Source organism: Pseudomonas lalkuanensis (genome assembly GCF_008807375.1).
GTDB lineage: Bacteria > Pseudomonadota > Gammaproteobacteria > Pseudomonadales > Pseudomonadaceae > Metapseudomonas > Metapseudomonas lalkuanensis.
This window is the reverse complement of sequence record NZ_CP043311.1, coordinates 1,747,690-1,772,341: the sequence shown is the minus strand read 5'-3', so window position 1 is coordinate 1,772,341 and position 24,652 is coordinate 1,747,690. Positions and strand designations below refer to the sequence as shown.

Genomic DNA, 24,652 nt, shown 5'->3' with positions numbered 1-24,652 from the left:
GGGAATCGCCCGGCCATCAGCCGAACAATTTGTAGACCTTGGCTCCCTGCTGGGCCTGGTTGAGCTGGATCAGTTCGCCGGCGATGCGCTGCTGCTCCGCCTGGCAAATGGTCACCAGCTCGCGATACAGCGACAGCAGTTCCTGCATGCGGCTGCCGAGCGCTTCGACATCATCCACGGCCTCGACCATCGCGTCATCCACCGCCTGGCGGCAAAGCTGGTCGAGCTCGCCGATGGCCGCCCAGTCCTGGCGAGCCAGCGCGTCGCGCAGTGCGCTGCCGGTTGCTTCAAGACGCTGGACTGATGCATTCATTGGAAATCTCCTGCCAACCCGGACGGCATCACTGGGCGATGCCATCCCATCCGGTTTTCACGTTGCGCAGCAATCCTGCCACTTCGTCCACCAGCGCAGCGTCGCTTTTCAGGTTCGCTTCCAGCAGGCGGGACACCATGTACTCGTAGAGTGCATCGAGGTTGGAGGCGATTTCGCCACCCTGCTCGAAGTTCAGGCCGTCACGCAGGCCGCCAATGATAGCGATTGCCTTGCCGATCAGCTCGCCTTTTTGTGCCAGCTGGCCACGTTCGATGGCGCCACGGGCCTGGGCCAGGCGGGTCAGGCCACCTTCCATGAGCATCTGGATCAGTCGATGCGGGCTGGCGTCCACCGCCTGGGCCTGGGTGTTAACGGACTGATACTGCTTGAGGGCCGCCATCGCGTTCATGTTCGCTCTCGCTCGTGTGTCGGGCTGTGATACCCAAGGTATCGGCAGCGACAGCGAGAGCTTTAGCCCGCACCTTTGCGGAAATCAGGAAATTTCCGCGGCGGCCGGCGCATCCACTTCGGGGCCGATGCTGTCCCAGGCCTGCTTGATGTCCAGCAGCAGGGCCTCGACCTCATCGATGGGACGCGGCGAGTTGTCCAGGGCCACACGGGACAGCCGGCGTGTCATGTAGTCGTAGAGGGCATCGAGATTCTCGGCGATCTCGCCGCCGAGCTGCTTGTCCAGGCTGGCCTGGAGCACGCCGATGATGCTGAGGGTGGAGCCCACCGCCAGGCCGCGCACTTCCGGGTTGCCAGTTGCCAGGCCATGACGGGCGAGCGACAGACGCTCCAGGGCACCATCGAGCAGCAATTGCACCGCGCGATAGGGGCTGACTTCCTGGCTGGTCTTGACCTGCTTGTAGGTATCGATCGGATTGGCCATTGCTTAGCTCTGCTTGACTACACCGGGAAGGTTGGAAAGGGCCTGGCTCATCCGGTCGCTGGTCTGCTTCAGATTGGCGATCAGGGAGTCCATGGCGTTGTACTGGGCATACAGGCGCTTCTGGACCTGTTCGATTCGCTGATTGAGCTTGGTGCGCTGGTCCGTCACCGAGTTGAGCGTGTCCTGCAGGCCGTCCTGGCGCTTGGCGAGGATGCCGCCGGTCTCGGTATAGACGTCCAGCTTCGAATTCATGCGAGCGGTCAGCCCCTTCTCGCCAGTGAAGAAACCGGCGACGGCCTCGTACTGGGTGCTGAGGACCTTGTCGAGTTTCGAGTCCTCGACCTTCAGCGTGCCATCCTTCTGGGTGGTGATACCCAGGTCGGACAGGATGGAGATGCCATCCTTCTGACCCGAAGGGTTCACCAGCTCGTTGCGCACGGTGGACACCAGCGAGCGCACCGTGGCATCACCCACGAGGGCGCCGGTCACGGGAGCCTTGTCATCACCGACCGAAGTCACCGACGTCAGCGTCTTGGTCACCCCCATCAGTTTGTTATAGGCATCGACGAACTTCTTGATGTTGCCTTTCACGGTCGAGGTGTCCTGCTCGACCGTTACCTTGAACTTCTTGCCGGGCTCCGCGCTGACCAGGTTGAGGGTGACCTCGGAAATCGCGTCGGACACGGTGTTGCTGGCGCTGCGCAGGCTCAGGCCGTCGATGGTGAATTCCGCATCCTGGGCCTGGGAGATGTAGCCACTGCTGGCGGCATTGTTGCCATCCAGCGCGGTCAGGGCGCCGGTGGGGCTGGAAGTCGGATCGTTGTCGGCGAAGTTGCCGATGCGGAACGCTTCGAGGCCAGCCGAGGCCTGGACATAGATGTCCTTGCCGGCGCCGGTCTTGTCGGAGCTGAGCACCAGGCGTGACGATCCATCCGCCGGGTTGCTGACGATGTTGGCACTGATGCCCTTGTCCTTTAGCGCCTTGTTCAGGCTGTCGCGGATTTCGGAGAGGGAGGCACCGGCGGCAACCTGCACATCGACGCCGCGGTCATCGGGCCCCAGCTTGACGGTGAGCGTACCGGCTGCGGCTGCGGTGGCGTCCTTGGCGAAGGTGGCGGTGCCGACCTTGCTGGCGGTTGCGAGCTTCTCGACAGTGACCTGGTAGGTTCCGGAACTCGCCTTTTTGGTGGCGGAGACGGTCGCCAGATCGGTATTGCTGGACTTCGCCGCACGCTTGGAAAAAAGGTCGCTGGAGTTGAGGTCCTTCAGCGCGGTCTGAAACTCGCTGATGGCGCTCTTGAGCTGGCCGACAGCAGAGAACTTCGAAGTGGCGGCCTTCTCCACCCGCGACAGCTGGTTCTCCTTGGGCGCCCTTTCAGCGTCCGTCAAAGCCTTCACGATGTCGTCGATGTTGATGTTCGAACCGAGTCCGGTTATGCCAGCCATTTTTCCGTTACCTCGCCAATCGTCTGACGCCTGCTCCAATATTCGATAAAGCAGTCAAGAAACGTGCCACGTAGCACGGAGGTACCGCCCCTGCGTGTCAGGCTTCGGCCTTGAACAGCAGGCTGCGCATTTCCGAGAGGCTTTCCGCCAATTTCAGCGCATCCTCCGACGGAATCTGACGGATCACTTCTCCGGACTCCGTATCGGTCACCTGCACCACGACCCGGCCACTGCTGTCGTCAACGTCGAAATTCAGGTTGCGGCGAATGCTCTGGACGAACTCCTGGATGCTGGAGGCGGCGGCTTCGACCGGCTCGCGCTCCTGGGCCTCGGACTTTTGCCGTGCCTGCTCGGACACCTTCTCGGGGCTTTCCTTCTCCGCCGGGCCGCGAACCTGGGCATTGCCGGCCGGAGTGGCATTCACGCCCTTCCCCGTCAGGTTGATGATTCCGATATCCATTGTGCTCACCTCACAAATGGCAAGAAGGGGGGAAGCGCCAAGCACTTCCCCCCGCGTTTACCGCCTTGCCTCGTCCGGGCCTTAGCCCAGGAGGCTGAGGACCGCCTGCGGCAGCTGGTTGGCCTGGGCCAGGATCGAGGTACCTGCCTGTTGCAGGATCTGGTTCTTGGTCAGGTTAGCCGTTTCTGCTGCGAAGTCGGTGTCCTGGATTCGACCGCGGGCGGCCGACACGTTCTCGCCGATGTTCTGCAGGTTCGAGATGGTGTTCTCGAAGCGGTTCTGCACGGCACCGAGGCTGGCGCGCTGGGCGTCGATGGACTGGATGGCCTGGTCGATGATGATCACGGCTTCCTGGGAAGACTTCACCTCGGTCAGGTCGATGTCCTTCACCTGGTTGTCATCGGTCACGGTGGAGATGGCCAGGTTGGTGCCGGTGCCGGCTGCGGATTCGGCAGCGGTGACGCTTGCACCCGAAGCGAAGGTCAGGTTCTGGATGTTGCCGTCGGCGGAGCCAGAGGTCAGCGAGGACACCAGATCGATGCCACCGGTGTCATTGACGAAGGCACCCACGCCGATGTTGGCGTCGTTGATCACGGTAGCCAGGGCCTGCACCTGCTCGGCAGCGGTGGCACCGCTGGCGTAGGTGGCGCTGAAGGTACGCGCCTGGCCGCCAGCCATGGTCACGGAGATGGCGATGGCGCCGGAAGCGCTGGCCGGGGCGGTGGCAACGGAACCGGAAGCAACGGTGCCGGAGCTGAAGGTAGCTTCCAGGGACTCGGTGCTCATCTCGTCGATCTTGACGCTGATGGTTTCGTTGGCGGCGCTGCCCACCTGGAAGGTGGTGGTGCCGAAGGTGCCGTCGAGGAGCTTGCGACCACCGAAGGTGGTGGTATTGGAGATACGATCCAGCTCTTTCTTCAGCTCGGTCACTTCGTCGTTCAGGGCCTTGCGTTCTTCGGTGCTGTTGGAGCCGTTGGACGACTGCAGGGCCAGGTCACGCATACGCTGCAGGATGCTGGTGGACTGCTGCAGAGCGCCTTCAGCGGTCTGCGCCATGGAGATACCGTCGTTGGAGTTCTTCACCGCAACGCCGAGGCCGTTGATCTGGCTGCTCAGGCGGTTGGCGATCTGCAGGCCGGCGGCGTCGTCCTTGGCGCTGTTGATGCGGGAACCGGTGGACAGACGCTGCAGGGAAGTGTCCAGCGCACGGGAGGAGGTGTTCAGGTTGCGCTGGGTATTGAGAGAAGCAATGTTCGTGTTGACGGTCAAAGCCATGGTGGTGTCCTCCGAGGACTGCGTGTTTGCCTGAGCTTGCGACCTTGGGCGGGCATCGCCCAGGCACCCATAAAGTTCGCATTCGTACTTCGTATCGGCGGTGTCGGAGGAAGCTTTAGGGGCATTCAAAAAAAATTTCTTACCCGGGGCTTGCCAAGCCAACGTCCGCCATCCAGCCAGCTTTTCGACCCGCATCCCGAAAACTTGAGGGCCGGATTCTGACCGATCCGGCAAGGGGCCCCGCCCCGGTCAAGAAACGACAAGGCCCCGCATGTGCGGGGCCTTGTCGATTTCGACGTCAGGAGCGTCAGTGCGAACCGGGTGTCCAGCCCTTGAGCCAGAGCTCGAGGTTACGACCCTCCAGCATCCAGTCCCGGCGAACCACGGCCTGGAGCTCGTCACCCATGCGGGCGGTGGCCTCCAGGTCGGCCAGGTGCATGCGGATCGCCTCCACCCAGTCCTTGAAGCGGTTCTTCACGCGGGTCACCGGCAGGTCGCCCTGATAGCAACGGATATCGCTGCAGATCACCGGGAAGCCACAGGCACCGTACTCCAGCAGGCGCAGGTTGCTCTTGCACTCGTTGAACAGGTTCTCCTCCACCGGTGCCAGGGCCAGATCCAGGTTCAACCGGGCGAGCGCTGCCGGATACTGCTCGATGGCCACGCCAGGGTGGAACTCGTGGACGTAGGGGCGCATCGACTCCGGGCACATGCCGAAGAAGACCCACTCCACCTCGTTGGCCAATTCCTTGACGACGTCCTCGATCAGCTCCAGGTCGCCGGTATGGCTCGAACCGCCCGCCCAGCCCACTCGCGGTTTGGCGGAAACGCGGCGCTGACCCTGCAGCCCCTGCCACCAGCCGACCGGCAAGCGGTTCTCGACCACCACAATGTCCTCATGCATGCCGGCAAAGGCTTCGGCGAGCGGATGCGTGGAGACCACGAAACGGTCGACGAACCCCAGGCCACGCCGCAGGGACTTGAGAATGTCCTTGGGCATGTGCTGGCGATGTGCGCTCTTCATCGGCAGGTTCAGCAGGTAGTCGTCCAGCTCGTACACCTTGAAGGCTCCGGAGAAAGCCTTCATCCGCCGCATGGCTTCCAGGCGCTCGTCGCCAATCTGCCGTTGCAGGACGATGGTGTCCGGCGCGTAGCGCTCCAGATCGGTCACGTGCATCAACCCCATCGACAGCGCACCGTCGGCCATCCCTGCCTGTTGCAGGGCGGCGAAGGGCTGCATGACACGGTAATGGCCACAGCCGAACTGGTCCGCCGGATGGGCCAGCACGGTCGGCAGCGGCTTCCAGGACGACAGCGGCCGCCAGGACAGCGCGGTGTCGGCCAACTTGAAGCCGCCGGGCATGGCCAGCGAGAAGCAGGGGTTGTATGCCGGGTCGCGTGCCAACACCGGCAGCCACTTGGCGTAGAACGCGTCCTGTCCCTCCACGGAAACGGCGGGCGCCTCGTCAGCATCGAGCATCAGTTTCGCGTTGGCCGCCCAGACCGTCAGGTAACCTGCCTGCCTGGCGCGCAGGCAGATGTCCGCGTCGATGTAGTTTTCCGGCAGGTCCTCAGCGATTCCGCCCAGCGAGCCGAAAAGCTCCCGGCCAATCATCAGGCACTCGCGGCTGACGGCGCTGTAGTTCTGGTCGACCTGCAGGCGCTGCAGGTAGCCGGGCGCGTCCAGGGGCTCGCCCACGAATGGGCGACCGACCGGCCCCTCCAGCCCGAGGATCAGGCCCGCATGCCGGACCGATCCATCGGCGGCAAGCAACTTGGCCCCGACTACTCCGACTTCCGGACGCTGGGCATGATTGACCAGTTCGTCCAGCCATTGCGGGTCGATCACCGCGGTATCCGGCGAGAGCAGCAACAGGTAGTCGCCCTTCGCCTGGCTGGCAGCAAGATTCAGCGCTGCCGCCGCACTGAGCTGCGCCGCGGCGGGCCAGACGGTTCTCAGGCGCGCTTCGCCCATTCCTTCGAGCGCCTTGAGCCAGTCCCGGACCTCGCCCGCAGCGGGATCGCTCTCGATCAGAAGCAGTTCGTAGCGCGAATAACGAGTCGTCTCGAGCAAACTCTCCACACAGCGTTGCAGCCTCGCAAGCTGGCTGCCCGCCAGGACCAGCAGCGAAACCATCGGCTGCTGCGGGTGCCCGTAGTGGATGCGGTATTGCCCCGGCTGATCGGACTCGATCCTGGGTTGCTCGTAACCCCGCTCCTGCAGATGACGCAGGATTGCCTGTCGTTCGTCTTCGATATCGCAAACCGTCGGCGCATCGGTGATCAGCAGCGGCTCGGCGATGTGCCCGAGCCCGGCAAGACCGCCGGAGCCGATCAGCCGCAGGAGCATCTCCAGTTCGACCGCACGAGGGAGGCCCGCGTCGAAACCGCCCGCCTCCAGCAGCACGTCCCGACGGAACAGCCAGTGATGGGCCATGCCCGCCGGGAAGCTGAGCAGATAGTCGAGGTTGAAGGCCGGCCGGAAGGCGGCCCCCAGATCGCCGTTCGATTGACGGTACATCTGGTCGCAATACACGGCCCTGCAGTCGGGCGCCGTGAGCAATTCCAGGCAAGCCATCAGCAGGCCGTTGGAGGTGAGCTCATCACCGGCATTGACCAGGACGAGCCAGTCGAAATCGGCGGCCTGCAACGCCTGGTTGAGCGGCATTACCCACGCATCCGCAGAAACCCCGACAACCCGCCCCGGGAAGCCCTCCGCAGCCGATTGCGCAACAGTCAGCAACAGCGGCTGCACATTGTGGTAGGCATTACGGGAGGGGTTCAGCGATTCCAGAGTGAGCGCTACGGCGGCAGCATCCCCCTTCATATCCCGAACCACGACGCCGATGCTCGGCCCGCCCTGCTGCAGGCGCTCCTCCACCAGACGCTGCTGGGTCGGCGTGAGCACACGCTTGTGCAACCACTCCTGCAGGCTGGCATTACGCACTCGCCCACCGGCCGAATCCTGGATGCCGAAGCGCTTGAGCATTTCCTGGCGAGCCTGGCGCACGGCATCGCTGCCCAGATCGGAATGGCGGCGATACATCTCCTGGTAGAGGCCGCCGAAATTCTTCTGCTCGCGACCGAGCATATGGTCGGAGCCGGTATTCGGAGCGTCCCGCAGGTGAACCTCGGCGGTCACCTGCGGCACATGGACCAGGGGATGCCGGGCGGCGAGCCGCAGCAGCATGTCCCAGTCTTCGAAGGCCGTCAGGCCGGTATCGAATTCACCGACCTCCGCCAGCATGCTGCGGGGATGCGCCCAGGTATTCACAGGGATGTAGTTCTGGACGAACAGGCGCTCCTTGTCATAGGCCGCATGGGCGAACGGCGCACTGCGGCTCAGCTCGATGCGCTCGCCGCCTTCCACCTGTTCGTTGATGTATTCCACACCGGTGTAGACCACGGCCAGTGGGTGCTGCTCGAAGGTGTTCGCCAGTACCGCCAGGTGTTCCGGGAGATAGATGTCGTCGTCGTCCAGGTAGCTGACGTAGCGTCCCTTCGCCAGCTTAAGTCCCGCGTTCCGGGCGGCGGACAGCCCCTGATTGCGCCCCTGATAGAGGTAGGTGATGGGAAAGTCGAACTCCGCCAGCAGCGACTCCACCGGATCGCCATGGTCGTTCACCAGGATCACCTCGAAGTCGCGCAGGGTCTGATCACCCAGGCTGACCAGGGCATCCCTCAACAGGCCAGGGCGGTTGTAGGTCGTCAGGATGATGGAGAACAGCGGCTCGTATCGCGCACCGGCCAGCTTGTCCAGTTCGGCCAGTGCCTCGGCGTTTTCCTGGCCGAGGGCTCGCGCCTTGTGGGCCATGCGCAGTGCCGGGCCATGCTCGTCGATCTGACGCAGGATGCTCGACACGCGCCAGCAGGCGGCAGCCTTTCCCGCCCGGTCGTCGGCAAGGTCGGGAAACAGTCGGCTGACGGGATAACGGGCGAAGGCATCCAGCACCACCTTGCCTTCGAAGGCCCGGGTCTTCGCGCTGGAAAGACTTTCGCCATGCTGGCGCCAGTGGCAGAGGATCGCGTCGACTTTCTTGAAGTCGGCCGTGTCGGCCAGGCGAGTCCAGATCTGGTAGTCGTGGCAACGGGTGAAGGTCGTGTCGTAGTCGCCATGGCGCGTGTACAAGGCACGGCGCACGGCGGTGCCGGGGTTGGGCAGGCAGTTGCCCTGGACCAGCATCGGCAGCAGCGACTTGCCCTGGTAGTCGGCATAGCGGGTGCGGTGCACCTGGCCGGGGAAGCGATCGTCGAAGATCTCCAGGTCGCCATAGAACACATCCGATCCGGGATTCCCGGCGATGCTCCGGCGCAGCGCCGAAAGCGCGCCCTTGGCCTGGCGGTCGTCGCTGTCGATCCACACCACGAACTCGCCGCGTGCAGCGGCAAGCCCCTTGTTACGCGCCGAAGCGCCGCCGCCGTGGTCGTTGTGGAGCAGGCGGATGCGCGGGTCCTGGATGGAACGGACGATCGCCACCGAACGGTCGGTGGAACCGTCATCCACCACTACCAGTTCGAAGTCGGTGTCGTCCTGCGCCAGCACCGACTCGATGGCCTCGCGCACGTAGCGTTCGCGGTTGTAGACCGGCATGACGACGCTGAAGAAAGGTGGCGCACCTTGTTCCGCCGGTGCAGGTGCGAGGACCGACTCGGTAACTTCAGGCGCCGTGAAAATCGAGAAACGCTTGTTCAGCCAGGCCAGGGTGTCGGCGATCAGTTGCGACTTGGCGGCTTCCGCGACGTTCCGGTGCAGGCAAATGCTCTCGGTGAAGAACGCCGCCAGTTCCTGGTACTTTGGCGCCACGCGCTTGCCAGTGATGCGCTCCATCATGGTCGAGGTGCGCTTGCTGATCTCACGACGGATGTAGAGCGGCCGCTCTATGCGGGCAAAAGGTCCATGGGCGGCCAGGTGGCAGAGAAACACCAGGTCGGCGCTGACGATGGGTCTGAACGGGAGATCGACGAACTCTCGCCGCAGCAGTTGGTTGATCGCCTCGCAGCGGTCGAGTGAGTTCAGCAACCGCTGATGGCGCTCATGGGGCGTCAGCGGCTCATCGAAGACATAGTTGCCGCCATTGGTGTGCGCCAGTACGCGGTCATTCTCATCGATCCACTGGGTATGGCTGTACACGAGACTGAGGCTGCGATCAGCATCCATCCGCGCACAGGCTTCCTGGAGGAACTCGGGATGCAGCATGTCGTGTCCACCGAGCCACATGAACAACTCGGACGACGTGTTCTCGAAGCAATACTGGAAGTTGGCGGTAGCCCCCAGATTGCTATCGTGCCGAACGTAGGTGAAGCGCGGGTCCTTCTCGCAGAACTCTCGGCAGACGCGCTCGGTTTCATCGGTGGACGCGTTGTCTGCGACCAGCGCCCTGAAGTCCGGGTAGGTCTGGGCGGCCAGAGACTTCAGTGTCTCCAGCACGTAGGGTCCTTCGTTGTAGACGGGAACCGTGACAACGACTTTATGTTCGAGCTTTGGCATGGGGCTCCCCGTAACCAGGAATTTCAAAGGCTTTTCCACCCGCGTACAGGCATGCGCGCGTCAGCGGACGCAGCGCAGGTAGCCATCGGGCGCGACTGTGATGAGCAATTTGCTGACGATCCGCTTGTCGATCTCGAAGCGATCGTTCTCGCCAAGGAATTGGTGCACCGCCGTTTTCGGGTTGTTGCCGCGCCCCCACGGACGATCGCTGGCCTGAAGGTCGTCAGGCATGTCTTCCAGCAGGGTGTCGTACACCACGAGATAGCTGTCCCGGGTCACGAACGGCGAGTAAGCCTGCAACTCGGCCAGGACGTGTTCATGGGTATGGTTCGAATCCAGCACAACCAGCACCCGCTGCTTTCCACGAACATGCTCGGCAACCTGCTGGACCGTTTCCGGGGCAATGGACGAGCCCTGGATCAGGCGCAAGCGCTTGCTCATCGGATGGCGTTCGATCTCAGTTCGGTTGTGGGCGCGGATGTCGATATCCACCCCCAGCACGTAACCGTCACCGCCCAGCAATTCGAGCAGCGAGGCGTAGTAGAGCGCGGAGCCGCCGTGGGCCACGCCGGTCTCGATGATCAGGTCCGGCTGGATGTTCCAGATGAGCTCCTGCATGGCGATCATGTCCTGCGGGAACTGGATGATCGGTCGTCCCATCCAACGGAAGTTGTAGGCGTACTTGTGGCGGGTGATCTCCCGCAGCCAGATACGCGACAGCGCCTGCACATCCCGATCTTCGTGCAGGCCGTCGATATTTGCCTCCACCTCGGCCGCGAACCGCTCTATTTCATTCATCTTTCACGAACTCCCGCCAGGGCAAGGTACTGGGTTGGATCAGCTCCGCTCCCTGTCGCCCACAGTTGGCAACGAGGTCGAGGCTGGATACGAAAGGGGTGAAGTCGCCATGCAACTGCGGATAGGACGACTTGCTGTAATTCATGTATTCCACCTGGATACCGGCCCGCTCGAAGGCCTGGTGGTCAAGGTAATTCCGTGCACCGAGCCCGGTCACGTAATGGCTGCCACCCAGGGCCCTGACAATCGCCAGAACCCGCTCACTGCCGGCTCCGCCGATACCCAGTTCTTCAATGCCGACAAAGCGCGTATTGCGCGCCAGGCCGAAATACTCGCAGAGCACCTTGAGCGACAGGTCGCCAATCTTCGCAATGCTGTCGCAGTCTGATGCGTACACCTGATCGAGCAGCGCCAGCATCTCGGTGCGGTACGGTGCAGCGGCGTACGCCTGCTCTAACAGGGCCCGATGCCTGGTGCGCCAGTCGGTGCGATGGTCAGGCCGCACCTCGGCGATCAGTTGGCCAAGCGACAGTCCGGTCAGCGGCACGCTCAACCAGTGGCTGCCCTTGGCCGTCTTGACCTGTACCCGGTTGGTAAAGCTGCCCTTGGAGAACTGCACGTCGTTGTAGTGCACGAACACATCCGCCAGGCACACTTGCTCGAGAAAGCCGGGCCACGGAAAGAACATGGGCTGGGATATGACCACCCTCATGGCAGCAACAGCCTCTCCATGATCAATACATCGCGGTAGGCCCCATCGATGCGGGCATGCGCTTGCAGGCAACCCACCTCGCGGTAGCCGACACGCCGGTAGAAACCGGTGGCCGGATTGTCCGCCAGCACGTGGAGGACAATCTTGCGGATGGAGAAAATCCGGCGGGCGTAGTCTTCGACCAGAATCAGGGCTTCCCGCCCTGCTCCCCTGCCCTGTGCGTCCGGCGCCAGGCAGATGCCGAGCTCAGCCGTCCCGTGGAAAGGGCGCTGGTTGTACAGCTGCAAGTAGCCAAGGCAGTGTCCGCCGTCACGGGCACCAATGATGAAAAACAGCACATCTTCGCTGCCACTCTTGTCGATGAGCCAGCGACGCACCTTCTCGACCGAGTTCGGACGTGCCTGGGCCATCAGCAGGTTCTGCAGCTCCAGATCATTGCGCAGTGCAACGAGGGTGGGCACGTCTTCGTCCCGCCAGGCTCTCAATTCGATTGTCTGTCCTTCCAGCATGGACCGCTCCTCAGAGGTAGAACTGACGCAATGAGCGCCCCTGCAACGCAGGGATGTCGGCGATGATCTGCCGCGCGTGGGCCGGATTGAGGCCCACCAGGATCGTGTCGACGTTTTCGTCCAGCTCGGCCGGAGCCACGATCGGCCTGCCGAACAATTGCCGTCCCCGGAGGAACGGGTTCTGGTCGACGAAGCAGGAGATGCGCTCGGCACCGCCAAGGCAGGCCGCAATGAAGGAGCCATAGAAGCCGGCGCCATATACGGCGCAACAGGCATCTTCTGGCAATCCATCGACGTAGGACATGATCTTGTCCGCCGCCCCCTGCCAAAAGGACGCAATGCGCTCCAGCTCCACCAGGTTTCGCGCCACTACGCCCCCATCCAACGACGGTTCGGCCAGCCCACTCTGCGGGCGACGGGCCAGGATCACGAACGCGCCACGATGCGAGTCGGCATCGATGCACTCGATTTCGAAGCCGGCCTGCTGCAACAGGTAGCCCAGCGAGCTTTCGGTGAAATGGTTGACATGATCGACCACGATGAAATCGGCGATGTTCGTCGCCACGTTAGGGACCACACAATAGAAGTGGCCACCGGGCCGTACCAGCGCGCGAATGCGTTGCAACGCCTGGATCGGCTGGACGATGTGCTCGAGAGCGAAGAACGATGTCACCAGGTCGAAGCTTCCAGCCCATTCCGACTTCGGCTCGAAGGTCGACCAACGCTGTTCCGGAAGGAAAGCGGACCAGAATCGCCGGTAGGCATCACTGACATCGAACAGATGCACCTGCAGGTCGGCCCTGTGCTTTAGCAGTGCCTGCATGGTCGAACTCTTGGCGCAGCCGTAGTCGAGCACTCGTGCACCCGATTCCAGTGGGACCTTCTCCAGCAATACCGCAAGCTGGTGCTCGGTGCGATACAGCGGACGCCCCCCGCGCACTTCGTAGATCTGATCTTCTTCCTCGCTGTCAGCAAGGATGTTGTACTGCTCGGCGTAATAGCGGTCGACCTGCTCCATCTCATCGGTCTGCAGATGCGCGCAGGCCTGGCAGGCCCATACCCGGGTCGAGGCCGGATAGGTCTTACCCAACGAGGTCAGCGCCAGTCCGGAGTCCATCTCATAGAGCATCTTCAGATCGGCGCCAGCGCATACCTGGCACAGTGTCCGAGTCATTCAGCCTCCCCATCGGCACACAGCTCGGGGTGAACACTGCGAAAGTCCACGCCGGCCGCAAAGGATCCCTTCCAGCCATGGGCGCGGCCGGTGGGTTCGTTGAAATTGAAGTAGCGGAGCTGCATCGACCAGCGCGAACGTTGCGCCCGGTTGAAGCCCGAAGCATGCAGCACCAGAAAGTCCACCACCACCAGGTCACCCGGCGCGGTAAGGGGCGCCGCCTGCGGATATCGCGCGATTCGTTCCTGCTCATCCTGCAGGACCAGCGCATAAGCCCGCGTTTTTCCGCCTGCGCCCACGGAATGTACAGGTACGAGTCCGTCGTGGTGCGAGCCCAAGCAGAACTGAACAGGTCCCAGCTCCTCGCTCACCTTGAGCAGAGGGCTCCAGTAGACCAGGCCATCCAGGCTGCGCAACTGAGCCGGATACTCCTGATGCCAGTTGGCGCGAAAGCGTTCTTCCCCGGGATTGTCAATGCGGATGCCATAGCCACCGGCAGCGACGCCCGGCAGTGCGTCTTCGCCGCGCAGCTCGCGGAACAAGCGATCATGCAAGGGATGGGCGACCAGGCGTACGAACGCCGGGATCTGCTTGACCGCGTCATAGACTTCAGCGCCATGGGCACGATTGGTCGCGATCAACGCCTGATAGCCGCTATCGAAGGTTTCGGCACTGAAGGGCTGACGCGAAATCGGCAGTCTGTACTTGTCGATCACCAGGCCGATGATGTCGTAGATGGCACGCTGGATCGGCAGGATGTCACTTTCCAGGTCATAGAAGCCGGGAATGATCAGCAGGCCTTCCTCTTGGAAAGTCTCGCGCTGCGCAGGAGTCAGCAGCGCGCCAGTCACGGAGCAGCTCCCATCATGCCGGTAGCCCGGCCATCGATCCCGGCGAGAATCGCGCTCACCACCCTGTCCTGGTCTATCCGACTCATGTCGTGGTAGCTCGGCAGGTTGAAGGCGCGCTGTGCCAGGTCATGGGAAACGGGGGTCGGCCGGCGGGCAATCCCGGCGAATACCGGCGTGTCGCCCAAGGGCTGGAAGAAAATCCGCGCGTCTATGCCCGCCAGGCGCAGCGACTCGAGCACTTCGGCTCGTCGACCGGCAAACTCGGTGGGCAACACCAGGGTCGGCATCCAGTAGCTATTCAGGCAACCCTCGGGTTCCGGATTCATGCGGCAGCCGGGCAGGGCCGGAAGCAGGCGTTCGGCGTAGTACGCGAAGATCTCACGCTTGCGGCACACCAGCTCGTCGATCCGCTCGAGCTGGGCGCAGCCGAGCGCGGCCTGCAGGTTGGACATCTTGTACTTGTGCCCAAGTTCTGAAGGCCAGAACTGGCGCATGTCGCCGGCAGCCCGCCCGTGGTTGTTGAGCTGCTCGACGCGGCGGACCAGTTCGGCATCGCGGCTGGCCAGCATGCCACCCTCGCCAGTGGTCATCACCTTGGTGCCATGGAAGGAAAACACCGAGAAGGTCGACAGACTGCCGGCCTTGTGGCCGTCGATAGCCGAGCCCAGAGCCTCGGCGGCGTCCTCGATCAGCGCTATTCCATGCTGGTCGGCAATCTCCTTCAGCTCACGCATCGCGGCCAGGTTGCCGTACAGATGGACCGCGATGATCGCGCGGGTCCGCGGGGTAATGGCGCGACGAACCTGTTCAGGGTCCAGGCACCAGCTGTCTTCCAGCACATCCACCAGCACCGGCACAGCGCCAACGTAGAACACTGGCGCAGCAGAGGCGATCCAGTTGATGTCCGCCAGGATGACTTCGTCCCCCGCGCCGATGTCCAACGCCCTCAGTCCCAGGTGAAGGGCACCGGTGCAGCTGGACGCGGCAACGGCATGGGAGACGCCGAGGTAGCGCGCAAAATCGTTCTGGAAGCGATGGATATAGTCGTAGCAACGCTCACCCCAGCCGTTGCGTACGGCATCGGTGACGTACTCGAGCTCCAACTCGCCAATACTGGGCTTGGTGTAATGGATCCTGCTCATAGCACTTGCAACTCCGGTATGGCCACGACGAATCGCCCGCCCCACTCCTCGATCCGGGCATATTGCTGCTGCACTTCCGCCAGCAAGTTCCAGGGCAATACCAGCAGATAGTCCGGGCGATCCTCGTCTATCCGGGCAGGCGAGACGATGGGAATGCGGCTGCCCGGCAGGAACTTGCCTTGCTTGTGCGGGCTCAGGTCGGCGACCCAGGCCAGCAGGTCCTCGCGCACTCCCGCGTAATTCAGCAAGGTATTGCCCTTGGCTGCGGCACCGTAGGCGGCGACCCGCTTGCCCTGTGCCCGGGCCTCGAGCAGGAAGCGCAACAACTCGTGCTTGATGCGCAGCGCCGCTGGCGCCAGGCCGGCATAGTAGGCCCTGGTCTTCACGCCCACCTCGCCTTCCCGGGCAAGCAGGTCGTCGACGGCCTCAGTACGGACTCGACGCCCCATTGCGCGCTGGACGAAGAGCCGCAGAGAGCCTCCATGGGTCGGCAGTTGCTGTACATCGAACACGTGCAAGCCATTGCGCTCGCACAAAGCCGCGACCGCCGTCAGCGAAAGGTACGAATAGTGCTCGTGATAGAGCGTATCGAACTGGTACCCCGCCATCAGGCTCAGCAGATGCGGAAATTCGAAAGTAGCCACGCCGTCGGACTTGAGCAACACGGCGAAGCCCCGGAGGAAGTCGTTGATATCCGGCACATGCGCGAGGACGTTGTTGGCCACCATCAGGTCAGCATTCCATCCTTCCGCGGCAAGGGCATGGGCCTGCGCTTCGCCGAAGAAGGTCTCGCGGATATCAAGGCCCTTCTCGCGGGCAGCGCGCGCCGTACTGGCGGTGGGCTCGATACCCAGGCAGGGAATACCGGCAGCGGCGACGAACTGCAGCAGGTATCCGTCATTGGCGGCCACTTCCACTACCCGGCTGTCCTGGCCCAGGGAAAAGCGCTCGGCCATTTCCCCCACATAGTGGCGGGCATGCTCGAGCCAGCTGCTGCTGAAGGAGCTGAAATAGGCGTAATCGGCATCGAAGAGGCTGTCGGCAGCGCGATAGTCTTCCGTCTGGACCAGCCAGCACGACTCACAGACCAATACCCTCAGCGGCACCCACTGTTCGGTCTGGTCGAGCTGGTCGGCGCGTAGATAAGCGTTCGATGGCGGCGCAGTGCCCAGGTCGATCAGCGGCAGGCGCACCGGCTCGCCACAGCCACGACACTTCATATCTCGACTCCTTGGAAGCTGTCCTGAAGCCAGGGGTGACCTGCGTCACGGGGGGAAAGGTTGCCCACAGGCATGGGCCAATCGATGGCCAGCCTCGGATCGTTGACCGAAAGCCCCCCTTCATGGGTGGGGCTGTAGTCAACGCTGTGCAGATACAGAAGCTCGACGCAATCGCTGGCAGCCTGGAAACCATGGGCGAAGCCCGGGGGAATCAGCAGGCTCTGACCATCCCCCTCTTCCAGCCACTCGGCATGCCAGTGGAGGAAGGTGGGCGAGCCGCGACGCAAGTCCACCGCTACATCCCAGATGCGGCCACGAAGACAGGTGATCAGCTTGCTTTCCCCATGCGGCGGATACTGGAAATGCAGGCCGCGCACCGTTCCGCGCTCTCGAGTAATCGACAGGTTGATCTGGCGCACGTGGAACGGGCAATTCGCCAGTTCGAGGCTTCCTTCGCAGAACAGTCGGGAAAACCGGCCACGCGCATCCTGGTGGCTGCGGTGTCTGAGCAATTGCAGCCCTTCCAGGGGCAAGGCACACAACTGAAGCTCGCTCACACACACCTCCAGTAGTCGGCCAGCTGTGCGAGGCAGGTCGCGCGCATATCAGCGCCCTCGCGCCAGTGGCGATGCCAGGCAAGTGTCTGTTGCAGGCATTGCTGCAGCGGCCACCGGGACCGCCAGCCGAGCAGTTGACGGGCGCGATTGCTGTCCAGTCGAAGGAGGCCGGCCTCGTGCATTTGTGCCGCTTCGACGACCAGTCCAGGGGCTTCCGGCCAGAGTGAAGCCAGCCGCCCGACCAGTTCGCCCACGGTGCTGCAGTCGCTTTCCGAGGGCCCGAAATTCCAGGCACCGGCCAGTGGCATGCCCTGTTCATGAAGCCCCTGCGCCAGCTGCAGGTAGCCGGCAAGCGGATCGAGCACGTGCTGCCAGGGTCGTACTGCCTCGGGGTAGCGCAGGGTGACCGGCTCTCCGCCGCTCCAGGCCTTCAGGATATCCGGCACCAGGCGATCGGGAGCGAAATCACCACCCCCCAGTACATTACCGGCCCGCGCCGTGGCCACCGCCACCCCATGGGCAGCATGCCGCGATGCCGGAAAGTACGAGGCGGCGAAAGACTGCACCAGCAGCTCACAGCAGGCCTTGCTGCTGCTGTAGGGATCATGGCCACCCAGCGGCTCATTCTCGCGGTACGGCCATGGCCATTCGTTGTTGGCATAAACCTTGTCGGTGGTCACTACGACGCAGGCACGCACACTGCCGACGCGGCGAATGGCCTCCAGCAAGTGCAGGGTGCCCATGACGTTGCTGGCATAAGTGCCGACAGGGTCGCGATAGCCCTCACTCACCAAGGGCTGCGCAGCGAGATGCAACACGACTTCCGGCTTGCAATCTTCCACCACTTGCAGCAACGCCGGCAGATCACGCAGGTCGCCGATCCGGCTATCGATCCCCTCGGCAACCCGCGCCAACTCGAACAGGCTGGGACCGGCCACGGCCGGCAGCGCGAAACCGGTTACCCGTGCGCCCCATTGCTGTAGCCAGAGTGCCAACCAACCGCCCTTGAATCCGGTATGGCCTGTCAGCAGGACCCGCTTGCCTTGCCAGAAGGCGGGATTCAGCGCCACAGCTTCCACGGCGCCTCCCCGGTCTGCCACAACTGCTCCAGGTGGTTCTTGTCACGCAGAGTGTCCATCGCGTGCCAGAACCCCTGATGCTGATAGGCCTGCAACTGCCCTTCGGCAGCCAGTCGTTCGAGCGGTTCGGCCTCCCAAGCGGTCGAATCATCGGCAATGTAGCGCAGCACCTCGGGTGACAGCACGAAGAAGCCGCCATTGATCCAACCGCCGTCTCCACGCGGCTTTTCGGCGAATCCGTTGACACGGTTCCCATTCAGATCAAGCGCGCCGTAGCGTCCCGGCGGCTGCACGGCAGTGACCGTCGCACGCCTGCCGTGCTGCCTGTGGAACGCCACCAGGGCACGGATATCCACGTCGGCGACCCCGTCACCGTAGGTGAAGCAGAAGGCCTCTTCGCCTTCGACGAAACGCCCCACCCGGCGCAGACGACCACCGGTCATGCTGTCATCACCGGTATCCACCAGCGTCACGCGCCACGGTTCGCTGTAGTTCTGGTGGACCTCCATCTGGTTGTTGCGCATGTCGAACGTCACGTCGGAGGTGTGCAGGAAATAGTTGGCGAAGAAATCCTTGATGGCGTAGCCCTTGTAGCCCAGGCAGATGACGAAATCCTGGATGCCGTGATGGGAATACATCTTCATGATGTGCCAGAGGATTGGCTTGCCGCCGATCTCGATCATCGGCTTGGGTTTCAGATGGGATTCCTCGCTGATGCGAGTGCCCAGGCCACCGGCAAGAATGACCGCTTTCATCGCTGCTTCCCCTGCTACACCGACCCGTCAATTAGTCGGCAGGCTGTTGTTTGATGCCCTGGCGCTGCAATAAGCAGGCCATACCCGGTCAACAGCAGTCGACCGGGAGGGTATCCAGCGGGGAAGCAATCAGGCCGGGAGACGGCCGATGGAGTGGTAGCGCAGGCCGTAGCGCTGCACGGCGCGGGGCTCGTAGAGGTTGCGCCCATCGAAGATCAGGGCGTCCTTGAGGGAGTTTCTGATCAAGTCGAAATCCGGTGCCTTGAAGCTCTGCCAGTCGGTCATGATGGCCAGCGCATCAGCTCCTTCCAGCGCGGCTTCCTTGCTGTCCACCAGTTCGAGATCCGACCGCTCACCGTAGAGGCGACGGCATTCCAGCATCGCTTCGGGGTCGTAGGCTCGCACCCTTGCGCCAGCCCGCCACAACTGCTCCAGCAGGGTCCGGCTGGGCGCTTCGCGCATGTCGCCGGTGTTGGCCTTGAACGCGAGTCCCCACAAGGCGATGACCCGTCCGCGCAAGTCCTCGCCGTAGTGCTGGTGAATGCTCTCGCCAACCTTGCGCTTCTGCCGATCGTTGACCGTCGCAACCGCCTGCAGGATTGCCGGTTCATGACCGGCCTGCCTCGCGGACGCCTTCAATGCGCTCACATCCTTCGGGAAACAGGCACCGCCATAGCCACACCCCGGATAGATGAAGTCATAACCGATTCGTGGATCGGCGCCTATGCCACGGCGCACGGCTTCGATGTCGGCGCCGAAAAGCTCGGACAGCCCCGCCATCTCGTTCATGAAGGAGATCTTGGTGGCCAGGAAGCAGTTGGCGGCGTACTTGGTCAGCTCGGCGCTGCGCCGGTCCATGACCATGATCTTCTCGCGATTGCGGTTGAACGGGTTGTAGATCTCCTGAAGCAACTCGATGCTGGCGGGCTCGCTGGAGCCGATGATGATCCGATCCGGGCGCTGGCAGTCACTTACCGCCGCGCCCTGCTTGAGGAATTCGGGGTTGGACACCACGTCGACGCGCAGTTCGGATCGGCCGCGCTCGGCGAGCAGCCGGTCCATCAGCGCCTGAAGTTCGTCGGCCGTTCCCACTGGCACGGTGGACTTGTTGATGACCACCTGATCGGATCCGCTGAGATTGGCGATGCCCCTTGCCACCTCGAAGACCTGGCTGAGATCGGCATGCCCCTCGGCATCGGACGGCGTGCCGACAGCGATGAACTGCACCCGGGCGTGCTGAATGGCGTCCTCCAGCGAGCCGGAGAAGCGCAGACGGCCCTCCTGCATATTGGACTGCACCATGCCCGTCAGGCCGGGCTCGAATATCGGCACCTCACCACGCTCGAGCATGGCTCGCTTGGTCGCGTCGTTTTCGATGCACAGCACATTGTGACCGACGTTTGCCAGCACCGCCGCCTGAACCAGGCCAACGTAGCCAGCCCCAAATACACCGATATTCATGCCTGCTCCCTATGACTCCGAACCCGCGTCGATCAACCCAGCTTGTTGAACAGGCTGAGCCCCGCAATCTTCACGTAACTCTGCTGCGACGCTTCCAGGATGATCGACTGGAACGACAGCCGCGACAGCGCCTCGGCGTAGTCCAGTTCCCGCAGGTCGGCCTGGATGGACTGGTTCACCAGGGTCACGTCTTCGTTGTCGGTGAGGGTGGATTCGACCACGTTCAGGCGCGCGCCGATGTCGCCGCGCACCGAGTCGACCACGGTCATGCCGTTGTCCAGGTTGGTCAGGGCCTCGGCGATGGCGTCGCGGACGACGTTGCTTCCCGCCGGTGTATCGGGTGAGTTCTCAAGGGCCATGCGCAGGTTGGCGATGGTGTCGAGGATGCCCTGCTTCTGCTGGGTGGGCTGGGGCGTGATCTCGATGGTCTCGCCGCCTACGGGCACGCCGTCGAACTTGATGCTGACGCCGCGGAACACGACCTGGTCGGCGGTCGAGTCATCCGTGTCGATGGCGCCGCTGCCGAGCACCGGCGTGGTGGTGCCCAGCGCGAAGATTTCGTAGCTGTTGGGGTCGGGGTTGCCGAAGACGACCTGTACGCCGGCATCGGGGAATGGCGGGTTGCCGGTGAAGGAAACCTCGTCCTGCACCAGCGGCGCCGAAGGGCTCAGGGTGGAGCCCGCGGGGCTGTTGGTCAGGGCGCTATCCAGCCGCCCGGCATTGATCACGTTTTCGAAGACACGCTTGCCGTTGTCGCTGATGGCGACCTGCAGGGAACTCGCCACCTGCAATTTGCGCTGGCCTTCGTCGCCCTGGTAGCTGTAGCTGCCGTCAGCATTGCGCACGAAGGGCTGGGTCTTGCCCTGGAAGCCGGAGAAGATGTACTCGCCGCGCGCGTTGCGCGTATTCATCAGGCTCAGCAGCTCGTCCTCGCGTTCCTTGAGTTCGGCGGAGATGGCCTTGCGGTCCTCCGCGCTGAGGGCGCCGTTGCCGGCCTCCCCCGCCAGCTCGCGCACGCGCTGGAGCACGGTGTTGACCGAATTCAGCGTCACTTCTTCCTGGGTCAGGCTGTTCTTGGCCGCTGTCAGGTTGGAGGCGTACTGATCCAGCACGCCCTGCTGCTGATCGAGTTGCAGGAGGCGTACCGAGGCCACCGGATCGTCAGCGGGGGTGAGGATACGGTTGCCGGTGCTGATCTGTTCCTGGGTACGGGTGACGTTCGCGTAGTTCCGCTGCAGGCCCGTCACGCCATTGTTGTATTGCTGGATGGTGGAAATGCGCATGGCGGGCTCCGTTAGCGGAAGGTGCTCATCAAGGTATCGAACAGGCTCCGGGCAACTTGAATCACTTGCGACGAGGCGTTGTAGTACTGCTCGAACTTGATCAGGTTGGCCGCTTCCTCGTCCAGGCTCACGGCCGAGAGCGAGTCGCGGTTGTCCGTGGCCTGCTTGAGAATCGCCGTGCTCGCTTCACTGTCCACCCGCGCCTGGGCGGTCAGGGTGCCCACCCGCTCCACGAGATCGCCGTAGCTGTCGGAGAAGCTGGAGCCGGTGCCGCCCACCAGGGCATCGACACCGACGGCGGCCTTGGTCTGCAAGTCCACCAGCTTGAGAGCGTTACGGTTATCGGACACGCCGTTGCTGCTCATGGCGAGGCTGAAGGTATCGCCGGTTTCCGCCCGCCCGCTGAAGCTCTGGGTGATCTGGTACTCCTGCGTGGTGGCAGGAGTACCGGTGGTGACCGACACGGTGTAGCTCAGCTGGTTGGTCTGCCCCGGGGTCACGCTCAGGGTTCCCGACGGTGGCTGGGTGATGGTCACGCCAGGCGGCAGGCCGGAAAAGCTCAGGCTGCCCGGCGTGCCTGCCGTGTAGTTCATGGTGATGGACGAGATCGCCGCCAGGTGCGCCTGGCTCATGGGAGTCAGCGTATTGGTGATGCTGGGCTGGCCAATCGCGCCGGTACCCTTGTTTTGCAGGTTCGCTTCCGAATGCAGGGGCGCGGCGAAGGCCAGCTGGTCCGCCTGGTCCAGCACGGCGGCCATGTCCTTGGCCCCGGTACGTGTGGGCTGCAGGATGTATTTGTCACCGGTGGTGGGCGGCGGCACGCCGAGGGCGATCTGGAAGCCCTGATCGCGACCCGAGCTGTCGGTGATGGTCAGGGTGCCGGACGGGGTGCTGTCGCTGACCACCATTTCCTGGTTATCGCTCAGGCGGCGCACCCTGTAGGGCGGCGTCGCCGTGGCGTCGTACTCCATCTGGTAGTCGCTGGTATTGAGCAGGCTGGTGTTGGTGATGTTCAGCGCCGGCTGGGCATTGCTGTTGCCGGCAAAGGCCTTGACCCGCAACGCCGTCAGGGCCGGGTCGTTGTAGTTGCCGAACAGCGCCGCGCCGACTTTTCCCTTCAGATCCAGGCCCTGGCCGAGCTGGGTGTTGACCTGGTCGCTGATGGACATGGCCAGGCGCCCCAGGGTGTTCAGGCTGGAGTCCAGGGTTTCGCTGCGGTAGCGGATCAGGCCACCCAACTCGCCGCCGCTGAGCAGCGAGGTGACGCCCTGGCGGGAATCGCCGCTGACGAATTCCAGCTCGAATCGGCTGGGGTCGCCCTTGCCAGGCACCGCTTCCAGGCGGTTGGCGGTATTGCCCACCACCAGCGGTTGGCCGGTGCCGACGAAGATGCTCTGGGTGCCATCGCTCTGCGGCACCACGCTGACGCCCACATAGGTGGAAAGCTGACGGATCGCTTCGTCGCGGGAGTCCAGCAGGTCGTTGGGCACCTGGCCGTTGGAGGACGCGACGGCGATGGCGTCGTTGAGGCTGGCGATGGAGCCGGCCAGGCGGTTCACCTGGTCCGCCACCGACGACATCTGCTTGTTCAGCGAATCGTTCTGCGCGTTCAGGCGGTCGTAGACGGTGTTGAAGCGTCGCGCCAGTCCCTCGGCCTCGGACAGCACCAGTTGCCGCGCCGGCATATTGGCGGGGTCTTCGGCGGCGGTCTGCATGGCCGCGAAGAAGCTCTTCAGCGACGGCGTGATGCCGGTGGTGGTGCCGGACAACAGCGAGTCGAGCTGGTCGATCTGGCTCTTGTACGCATCCACATCGCTGCTCAGCGACGTGGTGTTGCGCAGTTGCGCCGTCAGGAACTCGCTGTAGCTGCGACGGATATCCGTCAGGGTGACGCCGCTGCCGATGTAACCCGAACCGGAGAACTGCGGCAGGGTCGTGGACTGCGTCGCGCTCTGCCGCGTGAATCCGGGCGTATTGACGTTGGAGATGTTGTGGCCGGTAACGGTGAGCTGCGTCTGGCTCACGCGCAGTCCCGACAGGCCAATGTTCAGTAAGTCAGCCATGACTCAAGCCTCATATCCTGGTGGTCGTGCTGTCGACTGCAGCAACGGCCTGGTAAACCTGCATGCCGCGGGCGATCTGGGAAATCTTGCGGGCGTATTGGGGGTCGGTGGCGTAGCCGGCTTTTTGCAGCTCGCGAACGAATTGCTCGGAGTTGTCGGCGGAATTCAGCGCCTTGTCGTAGCGGTCGTTGTTCTGCAGGAAGCTCACGTAGTCGTGGAAGCTCTGCTCGAAGGAGTTGTAGGAGCGGAACGATGCCGCCTCCTTCACCGCCTTGCCGCCCTTGTATTCGGTGGTCATCACCCGCGCGGAATCGCCGTCCCAGCTCTTCTGGGCCTTGATGCCGAACAGGTTGTGGCTGCTGCTGCCATCACCCTCGCGGATGATCGACTTGCCCCACCCGGTTTCCAGTGCGGCCTGGGCCACCAGATAGCGCGGATCGACGCCGATGCGTTCGGCGGCCTTCTCGGCCATCGGCAGCAGCGTCTCGATGAATTCGTTGCGTGACGCGAACGCGCGCTTGCTGGTGCCCTTGGTGGCCTCGACACCCACGGACTCGCGCTCCGGCGCGGCGTAGGTCTTGGCCGGGGTCCAGTCCTCGCCGGCCAGTGAGGTAGCGGCAACCTGCTCGGGCGACGGCACGATGCCGGCGGCCTGGCGGTCGCTGAGCTTGCCCGGCAGGGCCAGACGACGCTGGTTGAGCAGTTTGGAGTCGTCGCGCTCCGCGAAGCCCGAGGCTTCGGCTTTCGCCACCTGCCTGCTGCCCTGCGCCGGCCAGTTGGCCTGGGCGCCGGACTGTACCTGGGCGAAGGGATTGGGGCCGGTCGACTTGTTGGTCTTGGACAACTGACGGGTCAGCACATCGGCCAGGCCGACGCCGCCCTGCTTGGACAGGGTCACGGCCAGCTGCTGGTCGTGCATGTCCTGGTAGGTCTTGGTCTCGTTGCTGTTCAGGTAGTTGCCTTCGGCGAAGGCTTCGCCCGCCTGGCGCATGGACTTCATCATCTCGTTGAGGAACAGCGACTCGAATTCCTGGGCCACTTTGCGGATATTGGCCTCGCTGTCGCGGTCCTTGCCGGCCTTGAACTGGCTGAGCCGGTTCAGGTCGGTGTAGGCGCCGCTGTCCACCTTGGAACTGCCGGCCAGACCTGCGGAGAATTTCGCGTTCATCGCTTT

The 24,652-nt window shown here is 63.4% G+C and carries 21 protein-coding genes; all 21 read right to left on the bottom strand.

The window, feature by feature from the left end; all coding sequences use genetic code 11:
• Positions 1–16: 16 nt before the first annotated feature.
• The 21 genes from FXN65_RS08345 to flgJ all read right to left on the bottom strand — a co-directional run bounded on the left by FXN65_RS08345 (position 17) and on the right by flgJ (position 24,646).
• A complete protein-coding gene (locus FXN65_RS08345) occupies positions 17–313 on the bottom strand; it encodes a flagellar protein FliT (RefSeq protein ID WP_151132618.1) in 297 nt (98 codons plus the stop codon).
• A gap of 28 nt (positions 314–341) precedes the next feature.
• Complete coding sequence (fliS, locus tag FXN65_RS08340) at positions 342–722, bottom strand: flagellar export chaperone FliS (protein WP_151132617.1); 381 nt, start codon at positions 720–722, stop codon at positions 342–344.
• 84 nt (positions 723–806) lie between these two features.
• Positions 807–1,205 carry a flagellar export chaperone FliS gene (gene fliS, locus FXN65_RS08335; RefSeq protein WP_151132616.1) on the bottom strand — a complete coding sequence of 133 codons (399 nt, stop codon included), beginning with the start codon at positions 1,203–1,205 and terminating at the stop codon, positions 807–809.
• A 3-nt stretch (positions 1,206–1,208) separates the two neighbouring features.
• Positions 1,209–2,651: a flagellar filament capping protein FliD gene (gene fliD, locus FXN65_RS08330; protein ID WP_151132615.1), complete on the bottom strand. Its 1,443-nt coding sequence runs from the start codon at positions 2,649–2,651 to the stop codon at positions 1,209–1,211.
• A gap of 97 nt (positions 2,652–2,748) precedes the next feature.
• A complete protein-coding gene (locus FXN65_RS08325; RefSeq protein ID WP_151132614.1) occupies positions 2,749–3,111 on the bottom strand; it encodes a flagellar protein FlaG in 363 nt (120 codons plus the stop codon).
• 81 nt (positions 3,112–3,192) lie between these two features.
• On the bottom strand, positions 3,193–4,386 hold the full coding sequence (locus FXN65_RS08320) for a flagellin (RefSeq protein ID WP_151132613.1): 1,194 nt from the start codon (positions 4,384–4,386) through the stop codon (positions 3,193–3,195).
• A 307-nt stretch (positions 4,387–4,693) separates the two neighbouring features.
• Entirely contained in the window at positions 4,694–9,874 is a 5,181-nt protein-coding gene (locus FXN65_RS08315; RefSeq protein WP_151132612.1) for a glycosyltransferase, read from the bottom strand.
• Positions 9,875–9,934: 60 nt separating this feature from the next.
• Positions 9,935–10,672: a cephalosporin hydroxylase family protein gene (locus tag FXN65_RS08310; RefSeq protein ID WP_151132611.1), complete on the bottom strand. Its 738-nt coding sequence runs from the start codon at positions 10,670–10,672 to the stop codon at positions 9,935–9,937.
• Positions 10,665–11,306, bottom strand: a complete 642-nt coding sequence (locus tag FXN65_RS08305; RefSeq protein WP_244620716.1) for a WbqC family protein — start codon at positions 11,304–11,306, stop codon at positions 10,665–10,667. Before FXN65_RS08305 ends, FXN65_RS08310 begins: the two co-directional genes overlap by 8 nt.
• Before the next feature lie 74 nt (positions 11,307–11,380).
• Positions 11,381–11,893, bottom strand: a complete 513-nt coding sequence (locus FXN65_RS08300; RefSeq protein WP_151132609.1) for a GNAT family N-acetyltransferase — start codon at positions 11,891–11,893, stop codon at positions 11,381–11,383.
• A gap of 10 nt (positions 11,894–11,903) precedes the next feature.
• Positions 11,904–13,067, bottom strand: a complete 1,164-nt coding sequence (locus tag FXN65_RS08295; protein WP_151132608.1) for a class I SAM-dependent methyltransferase — start codon at positions 13,065–13,067, stop codon at positions 11,904–11,906.
• On the bottom strand, positions 13,064–13,918 hold the full coding sequence (locus tag FXN65_RS08290; protein ID WP_226283835.1) for a phytanoyl-CoA dioxygenase family protein: 855 nt from the start codon (positions 13,916–13,918) through the stop codon (positions 13,064–13,066). The genes FXN65_RS08295 and FXN65_RS08290 overlap by 4 nt, the downstream gene beginning before the upstream one ends.
• Positions 13,915–15,060, bottom strand: a complete 1,146-nt coding sequence (locus FXN65_RS08285; protein WP_151132607.1) for a DegT/DnrJ/EryC1/StrS family aminotransferase — start codon at positions 15,058–15,060, stop codon at positions 13,915–13,917. Before FXN65_RS08285 ends, FXN65_RS08290 begins: the two co-directional genes overlap by 4 nt.
• Complete coding sequence (locus FXN65_RS08280) at positions 15,057–16,280, bottom strand: class I SAM-dependent methyltransferase (RefSeq protein ID WP_151132606.1); 1,224 nt, start codon at positions 16,278–16,280, stop codon at positions 15,057–15,059. The genes FXN65_RS08285 and FXN65_RS08280 overlap by 4 nt, the downstream gene beginning before the upstream one ends.
• Positions 16,277–16,837, bottom strand: coding sequence for a dTDP-4-dehydrorhamnose 3,5-epimerase family protein (locus tag FXN65_RS08275; protein WP_151132605.1), 561 nt, complete (start codon positions 16,835–16,837; stop codon positions 16,277–16,279). The genes FXN65_RS08280 and FXN65_RS08275 overlap by 4 nt, the downstream gene beginning before the upstream one ends.
• Complete coding sequence (gene rfbG / locus FXN65_RS08270; protein WP_151132604.1) at positions 16,834–17,916, bottom strand: CDP-glucose 4,6-dehydratase; 1,083 nt, start codon at positions 17,914–17,916, stop codon at positions 16,834–16,836. Before rfbG ends, FXN65_RS08275 begins: the two co-directional genes overlap by 4 nt.
• A complete protein-coding gene (rfbF, locus tag FXN65_RS08265) occupies positions 17,898–18,671 on the bottom strand; it encodes a glucose-1-phosphate cytidylyltransferase (protein ID WP_151132603.1) in 774 nt (257 codons plus the stop codon). The genes rfbG and rfbF overlap by 19 nt, the downstream gene beginning before the upstream one ends.
• A gap of 129 nt (positions 18,672–18,800) precedes the next feature.
• A complete protein-coding gene (locus tag FXN65_RS08260) occupies positions 18,801–20,132 on the bottom strand; it encodes a UDP-glucose dehydrogenase family protein (protein ID WP_151132602.1) in 1,332 nt (443 codons plus the stop codon).
• 32 nt (positions 20,133–20,164) lie between these two features.
• Positions 20,165–21,415 (bottom strand): flagellar hook-associated protein FlgL, encoded by a 1,251-nt coding sequence (gene flgL / locus FXN65_RS08255; RefSeq protein WP_151132601.1) that lies wholly within the window; start codon positions 21,413–21,415, stop codon positions 20,165–20,167.
• An 11-nt stretch (positions 21,416–21,426) separates the two neighbouring features.
• Complete coding sequence (flgK, locus tag FXN65_RS08250) at positions 21,427–23,478, bottom strand: flagellar hook-associated protein FlgK (RefSeq protein WP_151132600.1); 2,052 nt, start codon at positions 23,476–23,478, stop codon at positions 21,427–21,429.
• A gap of 10 nt (positions 23,479–23,488) precedes the next feature.
• On the bottom strand, positions 23,489–24,646 hold the full coding sequence (gene flgJ / locus FXN65_RS08245; RefSeq protein WP_151132599.1) for a flagellar assembly peptidoglycan hydrolase FlgJ: 1,158 nt from the start codon (positions 24,644–24,646) through the stop codon (positions 23,489–23,491).
• Positions 24,647–24,652: the final 6 nt, after the last annotated feature.